General features: G+C 47.6%; 12 protein-coding genes and 2 pseudogenes. 4 read left to right on the forward strand and 10 right to left on the reverse strand.

Annotation, left to right across the window (positions count from 1 at the left end; genetic code table 11):
• Positions 1-57 precede the first annotated feature (57 nt).
• The 3 genes from SYN7336_RS14795 to SYN7336_RS14810 all read right to left on the reverse strand — a co-directional run bounded on the left by SYN7336_RS14795 (position 58) and on the right by SYN7336_RS14810 (position 3,517).
• Positions 58-1,026, reverse strand: coding sequence for a UDP-glucuronic acid decarboxylase family protein (locus SYN7336_RS14795; protein ID WP_026101031.1), 969 nt, complete (start codon positions 1,024-1,026; stop codon positions 58-60).
• A gap of 728 nt (positions 1,027-1,754) precedes the next feature.
• The gene (locus tag SYN7336_RS14805) at positions 1,755-2,210 is read right to left on the reverse strand and encodes a hypothetical protein (RefSeq protein WP_017326734.1); all 456 of its coding nucleotides are present in this window, start codon (positions 2,208-2,210) and stop codon (positions 1,755-1,757) included.
• Positions 2,207-3,517, reverse strand: a complete 1,311-nt coding sequence (locus SYN7336_RS14810) for an AAA family ATPase (RefSeq protein ID WP_026101032.1) — start codon at positions 3,515-3,517, stop codon at positions 2,207-2,209. Before SYN7336_RS14810 ends, SYN7336_RS14805 begins: the two co-directional genes overlap by 4 nt.
• Positions 3,518-4,113: 596 nt before the next feature.
• On the opposite strand from SYN7336_RS14810, the gene SYN7336_RS14815 reads away from it, so the two are divergent.
• On the forward strand, positions 4,114-5,298 hold the full coding sequence (locus SYN7336_RS14815; protein WP_017326736.1) for an ISAs1 family transposase: 1,185 nt from the start codon (positions 4,114-4,116) through the stop codon (positions 5,296-5,298).
• Between the two features lie 318 nt (positions 5,299-5,616).
• Entirely contained in the window at positions 5,617-5,796 is a 180-nt protein-coding gene (locus SYN7336_RS30960; RefSeq protein WP_156820165.1) for a hypothetical protein, read from the forward strand.
• Positions 5,797-5,898: 102 nt separating this feature from the next.
• Here the strand turns inward: SYN7336_RS30960 and SYN7336_RS26075 are convergent.
• Positions 5,899-6,303: pseudogene (locus tag SYN7336_RS26075) on the reverse strand (ATP-binding protein); the annotation flags it as partial.
• A gap of 140 nt (positions 6,304-6,443) precedes the next feature.
• Between SYN7336_RS26075 and istA the strand changes: the two are divergent.
• Both istA and istB read left to right on the forward strand, forming a co-directional pair.
• A complete protein-coding gene (gene istA / locus SYN7336_RS14835; protein ID WP_017326740.1) occupies positions 6,444-7,874 on the forward strand; it encodes an IS21 family transposase in 1,431 nt (476 codons plus the stop codon).
• Complete coding sequence (istB, locus tag SYN7336_RS14840; protein WP_017326741.1) at positions 7,871-8,659, forward strand: IS21-like element helper ATPase IstB; 789 nt, start codon at positions 7,871-7,873, stop codon at positions 8,657-8,659. The genes istA and istB overlap by 4 nt, the downstream gene beginning before the upstream one ends.
• A gap of 527 nt (positions 8,660-9,186) precedes the next feature.
• On the opposite strand, the gene SYN7336_RS14845 is transcribed toward istB, so the two are convergent.
• The 6 genes and pseudogenes from SYN7336_RS14845 to SYN7336_RS14865 all read right to left on the reverse strand — a co-directional run bounded on the left by SYN7336_RS14845 (position 9,187) and on the right by SYN7336_RS14865 (position 15,305).
• Positions 9,187-10,176: a tetratricopeptide repeat protein gene (locus SYN7336_RS14845; protein WP_017326742.1), complete on the reverse strand. Its 990-nt coding sequence runs from the start codon at positions 10,174-10,176 to the stop codon at positions 9,187-9,189.
• 36 nt (positions 10,177-10,212) lie between these two features.
• The gene (locus SYN7336_RS14850) at positions 10,213-10,683 is read right to left on the reverse strand and encodes an SMI1/KNR4 family protein (RefSeq protein ID WP_017326743.1); all 471 of its coding nucleotides are present in this window, start codon (positions 10,681-10,683) and stop codon (positions 10,213-10,215) included.
• Between the two features lie 15 nt (positions 10,684-10,698).
• Complete coding sequence (locus SYN7336_RS14855; RefSeq protein ID WP_369791883.1) at positions 10,699-13,086, reverse strand: RHS repeat-associated core domain-containing protein; 2,388 nt, start codon at positions 13,084-13,086, stop codon at positions 10,699-10,701.
• Between the two features lie 138 nt (positions 13,087-13,224).
• A pseudogene (locus SYN7336_RS33035) lies at positions 13,225-13,302 on the reverse strand (hypothetical protein); the annotation flags it as partial.
• Positions 13,303-13,321: 19 nt separating this feature from the next.
• Positions 13,322-14,347, reverse strand: a complete 1,026-nt coding sequence (locus SYN7336_RS14860; RefSeq protein ID WP_227498517.1) for a M48 family metallopeptidase — start codon at positions 14,345-14,347, stop codon at positions 13,322-13,324.
• Between the two features lie 82 nt (positions 14,348-14,429).
• Positions 14,430-15,305: an SMI1/KNR4 family protein gene (locus SYN7336_RS14865; protein ID WP_156820166.1), complete on the reverse strand. Its 876-nt coding sequence runs from the start codon at positions 15,303-15,305 to the stop codon at positions 14,430-14,432.
• Positions 15,306-15,368 lie beyond the last annotated feature (63 nt).

A 15,368-nucleotide genomic window follows, 5' to 3' on the forward strand; every position in this document is an offset into this window, starting at 1 on the left:
TTAGCGGTGAAGCGATCGCCTCAGATTGAGAGCGATCGCAACTGAGCTCAATGTTCTTTAAGAAGCAGCTACGAGCGGACTAACTCCTTCAATGCGCTGCTGAAAATCCTCGACAGTTCGCTTTAACCCTTCAGCTAGCGGCACGGTCGGGGACCAGCCCAAGCGAGCTTTGGCCAAACTGATATCGGGCTGGCGGCGGCGAGGATCGTCTTGGGGCAAGGGCTTAAATTGAATCGCAGCTTCGGGATTGACCATTGCCTGAATTTTCTGAGCGAGCTCCAGAATGGTGTATTCGTCTGGATTGCCCAAATTGACCGGCCCCAAACAATCTCCTTCCATCAGTTTCATCAGGCCGTCTACCAAGTCGGAGACAAAGCAGAAACTGCGGGTTTGGGAACCATCGCCATAGACGGTGAGGGGGATGCCGCGCAGTGCCTGCACGGCGAAGTTGCTAACCACGCGACCGTCATTTTCCAGCATGCGAGGGCCGTAGGTATTGAAGATGCGGGCCACCCGAATATCGACGTTATTTTGACGGTGATAGTCGAATGCTAAGGTTTCTGCGACTCGCTTGCCTTCGTCATAGCAACTGCGAATGCCAATGGTGTTGACATTGCCCCGATAGGTTTCGGGCTGGGGATGCACTTCGGGATCGCCGTAGACTTCGGAGGTGGAGGCCAATAAAAAGCGGGCTTTAACCCGCTTGGCCAAGCCCAGCATATTGAGCGTCCCCATGACATTGGTCTTGATGGTTTTGACGGGATTGTACTGGTAGTGAACGGGGGAGGCAGGGCAGGCGAGGTGGTAAATGCGATCGACTTCTAGGCGAATGGGCTCGGTGATGTCGTGGCGCACTAGCTCGAAATTGTGGTTGTCGAGCCAGTGGACCAGATTGTGTTTGCGGCCTGTAAAGAAGTTGTCGAGACAAATCACCTCGTGGCCCTCTGCCATCAGGCGATCGATCAGGTGAGAGCCAATAAATCCGGCACCGCCTGTGACCAAAATCCGCTTCGAACTGTTGCTCATATGCTTGTAGGTGGCGTGGACGGTCGAGAAACTGAACTGCAAGTTGCAAAATTGACGATCGAGGGAAGCCCGATCAATGCATTATAAGTGTTCCCACGACTATATTATTAATTGAACGAAAAGTCTTGTATATAGATATACGTCGATGGCCGGGAAGAGAGGCTTCAAACGCTGGAGGCTGCGACGTCACCGCGATTCAGTCGCAGAGTTGATTGAAGCCTTTCAGGAGTCTGCGATGTGGTCCACAGCCGTCGCTGCGGTCGTAATACTGATGGAGTCGTTGCCGAGCGGTATGCAGGAGCGACTTGTGGAGCTATATAGATTGTCAAGAGCAAGCGGCACTGCGATGAATGGCTAGGATTGATGGCCGACTTTCGATAGACATAGACACAGTTATCTTGGCGATCGCAAGCTAGCAACCCCCAATTTCACCCACAAAATTAAAGGTCATCAGAAGCTTAACGCCCCAAATCAGCGGCGGCAACTATAGCAGTCATAAATCAGTCCGTAAACGCTGAGGGATTTGAAACCCAGTGCTGACAAGGATCTGTATTTACAATTGATTTAGGGATCGCTATATCTTTTTTACCAGTAGTGACTCTCAACCGTCCGCTGCATTTGAATTGTTAGCTTTTTACGATAGGCTAGACTCAATGAAATATTCTTGAAGGAAACACAGATTTCCTGTGTACAAGCCAACGCTGTTAGCCCAAGCTTGATTGTTAGAATCAAGGAGTACGATCGTATCCTTGAAGATCGCTATCTAAAGACCATATGAAAACACGATAATTAGGCGTTTTTATTCTCATTTTTTCCCACTCTTTCTTTATGGATAAATCTCCCATACTTACCTTACGCATGGCTTCATCAGGAAAATCACTTAGCCATTCCTCGACTTCTTCTACACTAGGTAGTTGCATGATTTGCCAAGGGGCTTCGCCTCTCATGGCTTTTTGTACTTGCTCAGTAAATAACCGAGCAAATTTGCGTCGGTAGCCACCATCCGCCAAGTGGGCAATATGATTACCGGTTTCATATACAGCAGCCATAGGTAGGAGAAGATTTGTATCTTCCTCAATTAACGTTGTCAATTTTTCAACTACTTCATTATGCTTACTACTCATACCAGGAATCTGTAAAATTTCACAAAATATAGATGTATCAACAATTGCGACTGCTTTCATTCCCCCGATTCTCCTACCGTAGCGAGAGAAGCCAGCCACTCCATTGCCTTCTTTTTTTTCTGTTCTGTTCCAGGATGCTGTTTAACAAAACGTTCTAATAGTCCACGGGTCATGAGGTGCCCGACAGAACCCTGAGCAATAAGCTCGGGGTAGTCAGGAATATCCTGCAATCTAATTAACTGACTTGAGCCATCTTGCGGACTTCGATAACAAAAAACAGTTTCAGGAACGGCTTCATTAGGCAAGGCATCAAGAAGTGCGGGATTATGGCTACTAATTAAAACCCGTAGGTCACGACTCTTTGCAATACTAGAAATTCGCTCTAACAAATCAGCTGCTCTGCTGGGGTGTACACCGTTATCAATTTCTTCAATAACAACTAAACTTTGCTCGGGTGCAGAAAGCATTGCTGCCGCAACAGAGAGCACGCGTAAAGTTCCATCTGAAAGTATGGAAGCATCGTAGGTAGTAGATGTACCCCCAAACGTTTCAGTTAGCTTTAGCATAACCTCATCACGAGGTGTTTCTATGAAGTCGATATCTTCAATATCTTGCTCAGGCAAACTTTGAACGAAATTCAAAACCGACCTTTTGACATCCGGTTTAAGACACAAGTCATAGATTACTCCTGAAAGGTTCTCGCCATGTTCTTTGAGTATTTTATCGGCTTTATGACTATAAGAGCGCATTAAACTGGGTTCTGGCTCGAGAAATACAATACTACTTAACCATCGAACATATTGTTCAACCACCTTAGGAATTATTTTTCGACTTTTGGTGTTCTCTGGACGGAAACGAATATCACTCAAAAGTTGTGTGAAAATTGCCATATGGCTACTGCATACTATGCTGGGTTTTTTCCCACCTCTGGCGAAATTATTATAGGTAACGAATACATCGCTTCCAGCTCCTTGAGGTTCACTAGTAATCTCGTATAGAGGAACTATTGAAGTGGGACTGATAATTTTTTCTTTGGTGACGTGAAGATCTTTATCTTTTCCAAGACTTAAATCAATTGAGAAATCTTTCCACTCTTGCTCTGTTGTTACGCAAGAAATTCCAAAAGTTTTGGAGCCTTGATAGCCAAGATTCTCTACTCCCCCCCTAAAAATCGTCTCATCTTGCCTATAAGTTTCACCTAAAAAGCTAAGTCGTTCTCCCTCAGCAATTCTTGCCAGTAAGCGTAGGGCTTCAATCACATTACTTTTTCCTGAAGCATTAGCTCCAATGAGGACTGTCAACCGTCCAAGTTGCAAAGTGCCCGATCTATAGCTCTTGAAATTTCTTAATTCGATTTGAGTAAGCACCTAATGTACTCCGTTTCGGCTTAACTAAGCGACTACAAACTCGATCGGCCCGACCATAAGCTACATTATACTGCTGCAAACCTGTAGCTGCTCCTACAATACCTCCCCAAATACCGATGACTGCCAGTCTGCTGAATCTCTAACTTGATTGAGATACGACCACATTAATTGAGTATGTCTTAACCAAAGATTGCAAAAAGGATATCTGGTTCTTTGCCAGCTAACTATTTAATAGACGGACTTATTCCACATAATACTTTTGAGGAAGGTGATTAGAGAGAAATATTCCGTATAATATCCCGATTTAAGTGATTAGCGCGACAAATTATCTGCATAATATCCCTTAGATGGGTGTTGAGACGGAAACTTTCAGTGAATTTCTGGTCTGAAAGTGGCGTTTTGTCCGCCTAATATGCCGGAAAAGCTAATTAGCCGGACTGGATCGGGCTGTTGCCTATGCCACCCTCTCCCAAAAAACTATTGGATCGAGTCAGAGACTCAGGGGGATTGCAGCTATTCCGTATCAAATGTACTTGACACAATAGTTTTAGTATGAGTTCGAATGGATGATGTCATCTCATCCAGGCTGAATTGCTATGTCTAAAGGGTTTGCACCATCCCCTCCATCTGTCTGTTCGACTCAGAGCAAGTCATTCAAATCCACTATTCTCGAGGAAATCAAGAGCTTAGATGACCCCCGAAAGAAGCGAAAACCGAACCATCTGCTGGTAGATATCGTCGCCATTGGCATCTTGGCAACCTTGGCTGGAGCTGACGATATGGTGGCGGTCGCCACCTACGGACAAGAGGAACATGAGTGGCTAGCGACCTTTTTAGAGTTGCCTCACGGCATCCCCTCACACGATACCTTCTCTAGGGTGTTTGCCCTGATTGAGCCGACACAATTTCATCGTTTTTTCTTGCGCTGGATAGAGCATCTGACATCTAAGCTGGAGATTAAGTTGATTCACCTCGATGGCAAGACCTCTCGTGGTTCCTACGACCGAGAGAGTGGTCTCAAAGCCTTGCATACGGTGAGTGCCTGGGCCTCTGAGCATCATCTGGTCTTGGCTCAACAGCGGGTGGAGGACAAATCCAATGAGATTACCGCGCTCCCTAAACTCTTGAAGCTATTGGACATTAAGGGAACGATTATCACCATTGATGCCATGGGGACCCAAACCGCCATTGCCAAGCAAATTATCGAAGCGGGGGGCAACTATATCCTGGCGCTTAAAGGTAACCAAGGGAACCTGTCTAAGGGAGTCGAAACATTCTTCAAGCAGGCGCTCGAGAGTCAGTGGGAGGGAATTGACTACAGTTATGATGACGGCAATAACGCAGGCCATTATCGAATTGAATACCGTCAGGTGTGGGCAGTCCCGATTAGTCAAGTCCCGCATCTGGCGAAGGGTAAGAAATGGAAGGGGTTAAAGACGATTGTGATGGTGCGACGCAAACAGACTCTCTGGAATGAGGAGACGGACCAATTGTCCTATTACATTAGCAGTTTGGAGGCCGATGCCGCCTTGCATGCTCATTCGATTCGGTTCCATTGGAGTATAGAGAATAGTTTGCATTGGGTCTTGGATGTGACCTTCAAGGAAGATCGAAGCCGGATCCGCATGGGGCATGGGCCGGAGAATATGGCCTTGCTACGACGATTATGTGTCAACTTAATCAAACGCCATCCGTCCAAAGAAAGTATCAAGACAAAACGCTTTCGCGCCGCGCTTAGTCATGATTTCCTCATCGATTTACTGGCAATCGGCGGGAAATAATCGTCGATACTATCCGAATCTACGTCCGTGAGGTGATGGGTGGTATTATTTTTAGTTCACACAGATTCTATGAGTAATAGAGTCTATTTTTGCCTATCTTATGCTCATAAAAATGCCCACTAATACCGTTATTAATTTATATCTAAGAGCACTTACCCTGCCATTGTTTACCTGTTATCTACGCCTTTTTGTCAAGTACGATTTATACTAAATAGCTGCAATTTATTAAATGTCAACCATCCTGGCCGGTCGGCGTCAATCATTCTGACCGGTTACTGTAACGCGCAGTAAGCGGATGATGGTCGCATCAGCCAAGAAGTGCTCGGTGAGAGCAGTGGCGTCAGCCATCCTGTCGAGTTGCGATCGCCAAAAATGCAAACCTCGATGGCCTACTGTGGCTGGGAACTCTCAGTTGGAATCGCAGTGTTTGTCGCGCTATTCAAACAGCGATCGGTGAAAGCAGTGGCGTCAAGCATCCTGCCGGGTTGCGCTCGCTAAGAATGCGAGTCTCGACGGCCTACTATGGCTGGGAACTCTCAGTGGGAATCGCGATGTTTGTCGCGCTATCCAAACAGCGATCGGTGAAAGCAGTGGCGTCAACTATCCTGCCGGGTTGCGCTCGCCAAGAGAGTGAGTCTCAACGGCCTTCTGTCGCCGGAAACTTTCAGTTTGAATCTCGATAATGGTGGCGTGATGCACGAGGCGATCGACCGCCGCAACCGTCATGGTGGTGTCGGCAAAAATAGAATCCCAAGCACTGAAGGGATGATTGGAAGTGATGGCCAAACTGCGCCGTTCGTAGCGATGGGAGATCAGCTCGAAGAGTACCGACGTTTCGGCCTCCGAGCGTTTGACGTAACCAATATCGTCAAGCACCAGCAACTCGAACTTATCGAGAGCCAGCAGCTGAGTCGGCAGTGAAAGCTCAAGCTTAGCCTGCTGCAACTGCTGCACCAGAGTGGTAGCACTGACGAACTTCACCCGAGCGCCTAGCTCAATCAGGGATGTGAATTCCGGAAACTATGGCCGGAAAAATTCCGGAAATTATGGCCGGTCGAATGAGCTGTAGTGGAGCGAGCTAATTCCAAAATGGAAAAAAGCTCAACCCAAGACAGGGCAAGATGTTCACCCGACTGGAGCGATACATGGCACAAAAACTCAGACAAACGGGGGCGACTCAGAAAGCGACCCGTGACTTGACCGGAATCAGCGAGCGAACGATTCGCCGCATCGAGCAAGAACCAGCCGTCAGCGATACTGAGGAGAAGAATTTCCGGAAATCGAGAAAGGTGGGCCGTCCCAGCCGAATGGAGCCTTACGAAAACTTGATTAGAGAGTGGTTGAAGGAACCCAGATACCCCGAAGACGGCCCTCTCAAGAGCATTGAAGTGTACACCCGCTTGAAGGCCAAAGGCTACAGCGGCGGCAAAAGCGCCGTGTACGATGCGGTACGGCGTCTGCGCCCCAGTGAGCCACCCACCCCCATCGTGCGATTCGAAGGACTGCCGGGAGAGTTTTCTCAACACGACTTCGGACAGCGTCGAGTCACCTTTGAGGATGGCAGCCGCCATGTCATCCGATTTTTTGCCTCTCGCCTGAAATACTCTCGCACCATTGACGTGCAACTGGCGGACAACGAGCAGCAGGAAACGGTGGTGCGCTGCTTGCTGGGAGCCTTCGAGCGCTTTGGTGGCGTGCCGCTCAAGTGCGTGTTTGACAACCTCAGTGCCGCCGTCAATGGCCGCATCAAACAAGCGGAGGGGGAGGTGGAAGTCATCTGGACACAACGGTTTAGCCAGTTGGTGATGGACTGTGGGTTTATCCCGGTGGCCTGCTGGCCCTATCGCCCGCAACAGAAAGGCTCGGTGGAAAATCTGGTGGGCTTCGTCAAAGGCAATTTCTTCTGCGGACGAAAGTTGCGTGACTGGGCGGATGTAGCCGAGCAACTGAGTGGCTGGCTGGACTATGTCAACCACGAGCGGGTCTGCGATGCCACCCAAGAGATTCCCGCCCAGCGCTTGCTAAGAGAGTCTCTGAGGCCCTGTGCCCACAAGGCTGAAACCTATGCCTTTAAAGTCACGGCAGTGGTGCGACCAACGGCTCGGGTCCATTACCGGGGCTTGGAGTACTCCGTGCCTGCACAAGCGATCGGGCAATCAGTCACCCTGCATCTGCAGCAGCAGAGGGTGCAGGTGTACTTGGGCGAGCGCTTACTGGCGACTCATCCTCGCTTTCCGGAAAATGGTCGCTCCAGCGTTCTGGGGGAGCATGCCGAGCAACTGTTTGGCTTTCGACGGGGGAAGCCTTACGCGCAGCGACAGCTATTGCTGGATTTGGACCCCTTGGTGGAGCCCTATCTCACGGAGCTAGTCCACCGACGACCCAACGCTTGGGAAGCTGATATCGACAAAATCTACCAACTCTACCGTCAACTGGGTCAGGCGGAACTGTTGGCAGCGATCGCCTTGGCCAGCGAGGAGCGCTGCTTCGGTAGCGAGTACCTCGTCGAGATCGCTCAGACTGCCGCTCCAGCAGACCTGCTGCCCATCGCTCAAGCCTCTGGGGGGACAAAATGACTGACGCTACCACTACATTGCCGCTGTTGCTCAAACGCTTGAAGCTCACCCGCCTCGAACGGCTGTTGCCCGAGCTGGTGCCGTTGGCCGAGCAAGAGGGATGGTCTTATCCCACTTTCTTAGAGCGCTTGCTCTCCGAGGAGGTGGCTCAGCGCAGCGAAGCCCGCATTGCTCAGCAGGTGGCGCGGGCTAAGTTCCCCTTCCAGGCCACGATTGAGACGTTTGACTTCACGTTCCGCAGCGAGCTCAAACGTCAAATGCTCGGGCGCTTTCTGGGGCCCGAGTTAGTCAGCGACAACCGCAGCCTCATCTTGGAGGGGCCTCCCGGCACTGGAAAGACACATCTGTGTATTTCGATGGCCTATAAAGCGAGCCAGAACGGCTTTGTGGCTCGCTTTACCACGGCAGCCGCTCTGATTAACGAGCTGCGCATTGCCAGCGACCTCAACGAGACTCTTAAAAGCTACGTCAACCCTCATGTGCTCGTGATTGATGAGATGGGCTATCTCGGCTATGGGCCAGGGGCGGCCGATATTCTCTTCCAGGTAGTGGATCGGCGCTACCACAAGGGAAAGCCGATTCTGTTTACCACCAACAAGCCTCTACGTCAGTGGGGGCGGGTCTTGCACGACCCCGAGTTGGCTCGGGCCATCATCGATCGCACCCTGCATCAGGGGGAGTACATCAAGTTGTCCGGCTCCTCTTATCGCTTGCGCGGTCGCAAGCTCGATCTCGACCAGACTGCTCACCCTGAGCCGACCCAGACGACTCAGTCGTTGGCTTGAGGGGGAGGTGTAATGCTTGACTTTTGCAAGGAGGTTAGACGATGTTAAAAAGCGGCCATAATTTCCGGAATTTTTCCGGCCATAGTTTCCGGAATTCACAGTAGAGCCGCTCTCCACGCTCAAATTAAATTGAAGTGGCGACTCTGCCTGATTGCCACTGGGGTCGATAAAGTTGAGCAGACTGTGCCCCACATAACAGTATAGGTTGACATCTCTGTGGGGAATGGCACTGAAATAAGACCAGCTCAGAGGCTGAACCCCTTGGAAATGCGTGGCTAGTGATGCCAGATTACTCCTTAACTCAGTGCCATTCATCTCTGTGGGCGGTGCCTACCCTACCCATGTCTCCTGAATTCCTTGCTGTGAAAAGGGTGTAGGACATGTCACGACTGCTTGCAAGCAGCTTCCAAACCACATTTAGCCAGAAAGCCGTAGTTTTATCAATGTCGCTACAGTACTTTCAGAGTAATGGTTTCAGCCTCTAGAGGCTACCTCCAGAAAACTCCAGGTCTCTACGGGAGCGGGGTTTAGGGATTAATTTCTAGCTCTTCTATACCTTCAAAAGTCCACCCCTGTTCTTCAATTCTCTGTTTCAGCTTAGCTTTGAAATCAGGCATGACTTCATTCTCAGACTGTTCAAAATACTCAAAAATCTTCATTAAATTCAAGCTTGCTTCTCGTAGCCATGGCATTTCCTGAACTAATGCAAGGAGCTTTGAAAATGATCTTTGTAAAAAACCTGATTTTGCCAAATAATATGAGTGCTGAACTCTAAAGTATGGATTATCATAAAACTCGGCTTCAGCCAATTTCCAGAAATCCCAGATCTGAGCAGGATCACTCAGGTTTTCACCAATTCGTAAAGCAAAAATAGGAGAAGGAATGACTCCTTTTTCTATCATGAAAAAATCTGAAAATATCTCAAATACCGAGTTACTGTTTGAGCTGGCAACGCCAGAGATCAGCTCCTTATAGATAGCATTCGCTTCATCATAATAGTTGCAGAGAAAATAAGCATCTGCAAGGATAACCTGAAAACGGAAATTTTCTGGGTTAGCTTGAGACGATCTTTGTGCCCATTGAAGGGCATCTTTATAGTAGGTTAAAGCTATGAGAGTTTTCGCCAAAGCAGCACAAGATTCTGTCCAGTCTTCATCATGAATATTTTCTTTGATAGAATTCTCAAGAATATTAAGAGCTTCAAGAGGATTTCGATTTGCAGTCAAATAGTTGGCCGTTTGCCAAGGTTTCATGTGCTGTGCAAGTAAACCATTCAAGACTTCAAACATGAGGCTACGTCGATCCCATAAAGACTCAATTCCCTGCCACTCTTTAAAAATTTCTGGAATAGCTATATGGGGCTTTGCTAGCTTGTGAGTTTTAGGATGCTTCAACTTTAGACTAAACGATTTAAATCCGACAACAATTTTGAACCTTTCAACAGCCTGCATCCATTCTCGATCAAATTCCTCCCTTTTATCTTTGATCTTTCTTCTAAATCCTTTGGAATTATTCATGGGAATCACAAGAACCTTTTTTCTTACTTCATAGAGCTATAGTTGCTGCAATTTCATTATAGCAATAGAATCTTCTATAAAACTTTCGATCCATTCCCAAATAGACTGAAATCTTTGTTTTACATCTCCATTATCATTTATGGCAAAAACAGGTGAATCTTCTCCATCTTCAGTCAAGATGAATTCATCATTCGATCCATATCTAGAGCATATAAGGAAGATATTCTTAGACAAGCCGGTCTCTTCTATTTCATCTTGAATAAGATTTAAAAAATCTTCATTTAATTTTATAATTTGGTCAATGTAGAAGTCAAATTCATATCGATCTACAAGTTTACCAGCTCTTCGTCCAAGCAATTCCATGATTTGCTTGTATGAAGTTGGAAGTTGTCCATATTTCTCTTCAATTTGGATGAGTTCTTGAGGACTGCATCCAACCAATTGATATTCTTGGGCTATACCTCTTGAAATTAATTTTTCTTTCAAGTCGTTAATGTTATTAATCATTTATATGTCGCTCGATCATCGGCGCGGTAGTTGAACCACTTCTATTATAAGATTCGGTCTGAGGTTTTGGAATTCAGGAATCGCACTTCCCGAGCATGAAGGGCAGGAGAGTCGATTGACAATTAAACGAATACTACCAGTACTCTCTGGCGTTGTCTCAAGTAAAACTTGCTCTAAGATTCTGACTTCAGCATCAGAAAATCGATTCCGACCATTGACATCAATAGTTGGAAGCTGTCTCTGAGATTCTGGAAGTAGCGGGGAAAAGGATGGTAAGTCTGATTCACCAGAGAATCCTCCAACTGTAAAGACTCTTCCATCTACATCTACATCAGCAAAGCCAACTGTCCTTATCGTTTCGGAAATACTTCCTTGAACACGCTGCGAGAAACGTTCTCTAGACCTTCTTGGTAGTTGCTGGGAGACGCTTTCAAGTTGCTGTCTGATCTGTTCCAGCCGTACTGCATCATTATCAGTAACAACTGTCGAAAAAGAGGGCGTGTTGGCCGACCGTGAAGGTGGAAGTAGCCTTGATGGGTCTGTGATAGGAACTGCACCATTATCTGGAAAGTTATTTCGACGCCCCGGAACTAAGGGTGGCGGAAAAAAGTCCCCAGTATCTGGGCCGAGAGTGCTCGTTCGAGGGCCATCGGGAAAGGAGCGAAAAATATTGTCTGGCGCTGCCCCGGCAGTAATAATCTCAGCCAGTCCCTCGACAGCGGCTGAAGCACCTGCACTGGTTCGCTCTTCCGTGGTTAAGACTCTACCGGTGGCGAAATCGGTGCCAAAGATAAATTCTGACAGATTAGTTCCCAACTGGAGAGCACCTCCAATAGCCGCTCTGCGGCGGAGTTGGCGGGGCGTTAAACCATTGACTGGAGTCGAGAGATTTTGTTGGGCTCTCTGCTCCTCTCGGGCGATCGCCTCATCCACCTCATCCAAGCGACGACCGATATTATTCAAAGTCGTCCCGAGGGCTACCACACCGAGAATGGTGGCTGCTACTGGTAGTGCTGCTGGGGCTAGTGCTGTAAACCCTGCGATCGCTATCCCCACAGCAGCTCCAGTGACAACGCCACCGGTAACCACTTCTCGTACAAACTGGTCTGGGTTAATTGGCTGGGGCTCAGTTAAAGGAGCTGTTTCAGGAGTAGTCGAAGGTTGGATTCCAGCAACATCTGGTCCATCGGTGCCATTCACAGCATCGGGAGACACCACAAAGGGGCCGACTCGGCGACGAGGATCGCGGGGACGATTGGGGCGGGGATCCCGAGGTGGTAGGGGCTCTTCTGGCTCGTTGATTTCTGCTTCCGGCTCGTCGACCGCAGGCTCGGGCGTCGGGGTTTCCGTTTTGACGGAGTCAGCATCTGAGGGGGAAGCCGCAGGGTTGGATGGAGCTCGGGAGGGTAGATCGTCCTGAGTGATGACGATATCGGCTTCGCTGTCCGTTGGCAGCGCGGCGGGAGTTGCTGGGGCTTGACCCGAGGACAGATCGGTTGAGGTGGGGAAGACCTGGGGAGGATTTTCGAGCAGTTCCTGCAGTAGGTTGGCGGTGACGGGAGCGACGGCACGCTCTCCGGTGGCGATCGCATTGGCGCTCTCTATCAGTGCTTCAACGGTCGGTTGGGGAATTGCATTCGATGGCGGGGCGGGGTCGAAGGGTTCTGCGTTATCAATCGGTATGAACTCGCCTAAATTATTGGGGTCGGAGTCCACAAATTGATTTTGATTAGTGTTTACTTCGAATTGAGGGTTATCGGATGTTACCTGAGCGGCATTCAAATTTAGCTCGCTCTGTGCCTGCGGCAATCCTTCAAAAAAGATGGCATTAGAGGGGATATCAATGTCCCCTTCACGACTGAATCGACTGCGACCGCGAAAAGGGTTGCTCTGAATCGGGCTGGGCAGAGGTGAAAAGAGGGGCATCGTACTTTGTGTAGAGAGCTCGTCTTCCTCGTCACTCGGGGTGAGATTCGGCTGACTGCCGATCGCCTGGTTACCACTGGGGTCGATAAAGTTGAGCGGGCTGTTGCCTACATAGCGGTATAAGTTGACATCTCCGGCAGCAAAACCAATCGGGTCTTGGCTGATAAATTGGCCGGTGGAGGGATCCAGATAGCGAGCTCGGAAGTAATACAGCCCCGTTTGCTCGTCAAACTCCCGTCCCGTAAAGCTGAATCGGAAGTTAACGCTGGGGTCGGTCTCGCTCGTGATGTTGCCGAAACTGTCAAACGTGAGGTGATTGACGTTCGCCCCCGTCGAGTCAACCACATCCCGCACGGTGCCTTGATGGTCGCTCAGCGCATACAGAACGTTGCCCGTGTTGTCTTCTTGGGCGATCGCGCGATCGATAAACGGACTGTGAAGGGATCTTTGCGTAACTGCACCGCTCTCGTCAGTCACCAGGGCAATGTTGATGCCGTTGTACAAATAGCGTTCGGTTTGCCCGTTCGCGGTGCGCCCAATGCGGCGATTGATCGCGTCGTAGGTGTATTCCGCTTGCCCAGTCTCGTTGCCCGTACTGTCTAGTGTTACGGCAGAAGTGAGGCGATCGCGATGGTCGTATGCGTACTGAGTGATTTCCCCCGTCACCTTATCGGTGCGTTGGACGCGATTGCCTTCCGCGTCGTAGGTGAAGCTATAAGTTTGAAGCTATCTTGATGACTTGCATACCCTCAGTTGTCCAGTCATTCTTCTGAATTGTTTGCTTGAGCTGAGCTTGAAGCTCTGGATTGAATTCACTGCCAAGCTGGTTGAAGTGTTCGAACAGGATCATCAGATTCATACTTGCCTCGCGCAGCCACGGCATTTCCTGCACCAAAGCATAAAGCTTAGCAAAACATTCTTTTAGAAATCCCATTTCAGCCAAATAATAAGCATGCTGCATGCGGAAAAATGGACTGTCATAAAATTCATCTTCAGCCAACATCCAAAACTCTTTGTATTGTTGGACACCGGTTAATTTATTTGCAATCTGTAGTGCGAGAATAGGTGATGGAACAGCTCCTGTTTCTCGAGAGAAAAAATTGGAAAATATTTCCGTGACTGGCTCAGTGAATGAACTAGGTACAGTGGCCACGCATTTCTGATAAATTTCACCGGCCTCATTGTCATAGCCACAGAATGAGTAGGCATCAGCTAATAGGACTTGAAAGTATGAGTTCTGTGGAGCTGCTTGAGACGCCCTCTGAGCCCACTCTAGAGATTCTTCGTAATATGTCAATGCCATCAACGTTTTGGCTAATGCAGCACAATGAGGAGCGTAGTCATCTTCAGTCAAGTCATCTCTTGTAACTTTCTGCAATATAGACAAGGCATTTACTGGCCTACGATCTTCAGTCAAATAGTTGGCTATTTGCCAAGGCTTGAGGTGATGTCGAGCCATTTGATAGATGGCTGTATAAAATAAACTTCGACGATCCCATAGGGATTGAATTGTTTTCCACTCTTCAAAACATGTTGGTAGTGCTTCATGAGGCTGTAGAGGGAAGCTAGTGACGGGATGAGAAAGGTTAAATTTAAGCGATCTCATTCCAGTTATCACTCTGAACCGATGAACAGTGTTATCCCAATCTTGGTCAAACTGTTGTCCTATAGTGCTTGATTGAGGGCCTGCAGCTCGCCGCTCGGTTTCAGGTCCTTCAGAATAATTAGAGTTACTCATTAAAAAAATCCTGTAACCTCAATCCTTGTGCATAAGCCTTCATATTTTACTTCATCTCACCAGGCAACTATGTCAAGTAAGCTCAATCCACCAAAAAGCGTCGATCAATATTCAAGTCACTGCACAAGTCTAATATGTTTTTACCATCTAGCGTCCGCTTCCCTTCCTGCCATCGCGCCTTTAACAACTCTATTAGCCTTGGTTGGTTGAAATTTTTGAGCTTCATTAGAAAATATTTTTCATCTATTTCTACATACCTTAGAAAGCTTATAATTTCTTGGCACAATATTTCTTTGGTATGTTTTAATAACAGCAAATCAATCAATGCATTGCTTGCTATTTTTAATAGGATAGAGTTATCAATTTCTTTTATTTCTTTTATTAGTAGTAGTAAGGTTCTATTTGAATTTAATTCATCTTTGAACTGTAAATCCTTGATTTTCTGAATATATTTTGAATGTATCCGATCTTGGTAGACCTTTGGAATTGTATCAATTCTTTCAAGTAGATATTCTGAAAGCTTGTCAGCTATCTTGAACCCATCACAGTCCTCGTATTCAACTCTATATACCTTTGGATTATTTGAGTGACAATAAAAATAATCAAACTCTCCATCCTCATAATTAGAAATAAAGAAGACATTATTTCTGATACCTAGATTACCTTCACATCCTTCTGACAGCTGTTCAATTGCATATTCAGTCAGAAATGTTAATGATGGCCATAAAGTGAGCGTACTATACTTTAAGAATCCTGTTGAACTTTTTCCAAATACTGATAGAAATTCTTTATAGATAAGTGGAAGCTTGAGGCTGTATCTATCTTCCAGGCTTCCAATTTCTCTGTTGTTGAGTCCGTAGACTGTTCCAAACTCATATATTCCTTTTTGAATCAGTAGATCTAGCTTTGCACTTAAGCTAGATGTAAAATTTGAGATCATGATTGAGCTCCATGGCATCTTGCCTGCCTAGTGCGTCTGTTTTTTTTAATGAAGAAATCTTATAAGGAGTCACTCATATCT

Origin of the sequence: Synechococcus sp. PCC 7336 (assembly GCF_000332275.1) — a bacterium.
In the GTDB taxonomy this organism is placed as follows: Bacteria; Cyanobacteriota; Cyanobacteriia; order Thermostichales; family PCC-7336; genus PCC-7336.

Bases quoted from the DNA above. Each gene is read 5' to 3' on its own strand.
- SYN7336_RS14805 (WP_017326734.1), bottom strand. From the start codon at position 2,210: ATGAAAGCAGTCGCAATTGTTGATACATCTATATTTTGTGAAATTTTA.
- istB (WP_017326741.1), top strand. From the start codon at position 7,871: ATGACTGACGCTACCACTACATTGCCGCTGTTGCTCAAACGCTTGAAG.
- SYN7336_RS14815 (WP_017326736.1), top strand. From the start codon at position 4,114: ATGTCTAAAGGGTTTGCACCATCCCCTCCATCTGTCTGTTCGACTCAG.
- istA (WP_017326740.1), top strand. From the start codon at position 6,444: ATGGCACAAAAACTCAGACAAACGGGGGCGACTCAGAAAGCGACCCGT.
- SYN7336_RS14845 (WP_017326742.1), bottom strand. From the start codon at position 10,176: ATGAATAATTCCAAAGGATTTAGAAGAAAGATCAAAGATAAAAGGGAG.
- SYN7336_RS14850 (WP_017326743.1), bottom strand. From the start codon at position 10,683: ATGATTAATAACATTAACGACTTGAAAGAAAAATTAATTTCAAGAGGT.
- SYN7336_RS14860 (WP_227498517.1), bottom strand. From the start codon at position 14,347: ATGAGTAACTCTAATTATTCTGAAGGACCTGAAACCGAGCGGCGAGCT.
- SYN7336_RS14865 (WP_156820166.1), bottom strand. From the start codon at position 15,305: ATGCCATGGAGCTCAATCATGATCTCAAATTTTACATCTAGCTTAAGT.
- SYN7336_RS14795 (WP_026101031.1), bottom strand. From the start codon at position 1,026: ATGAGCAACAGTTCGAAGCGGATTTTGGTCACAGGCGGTGCCGGATTT.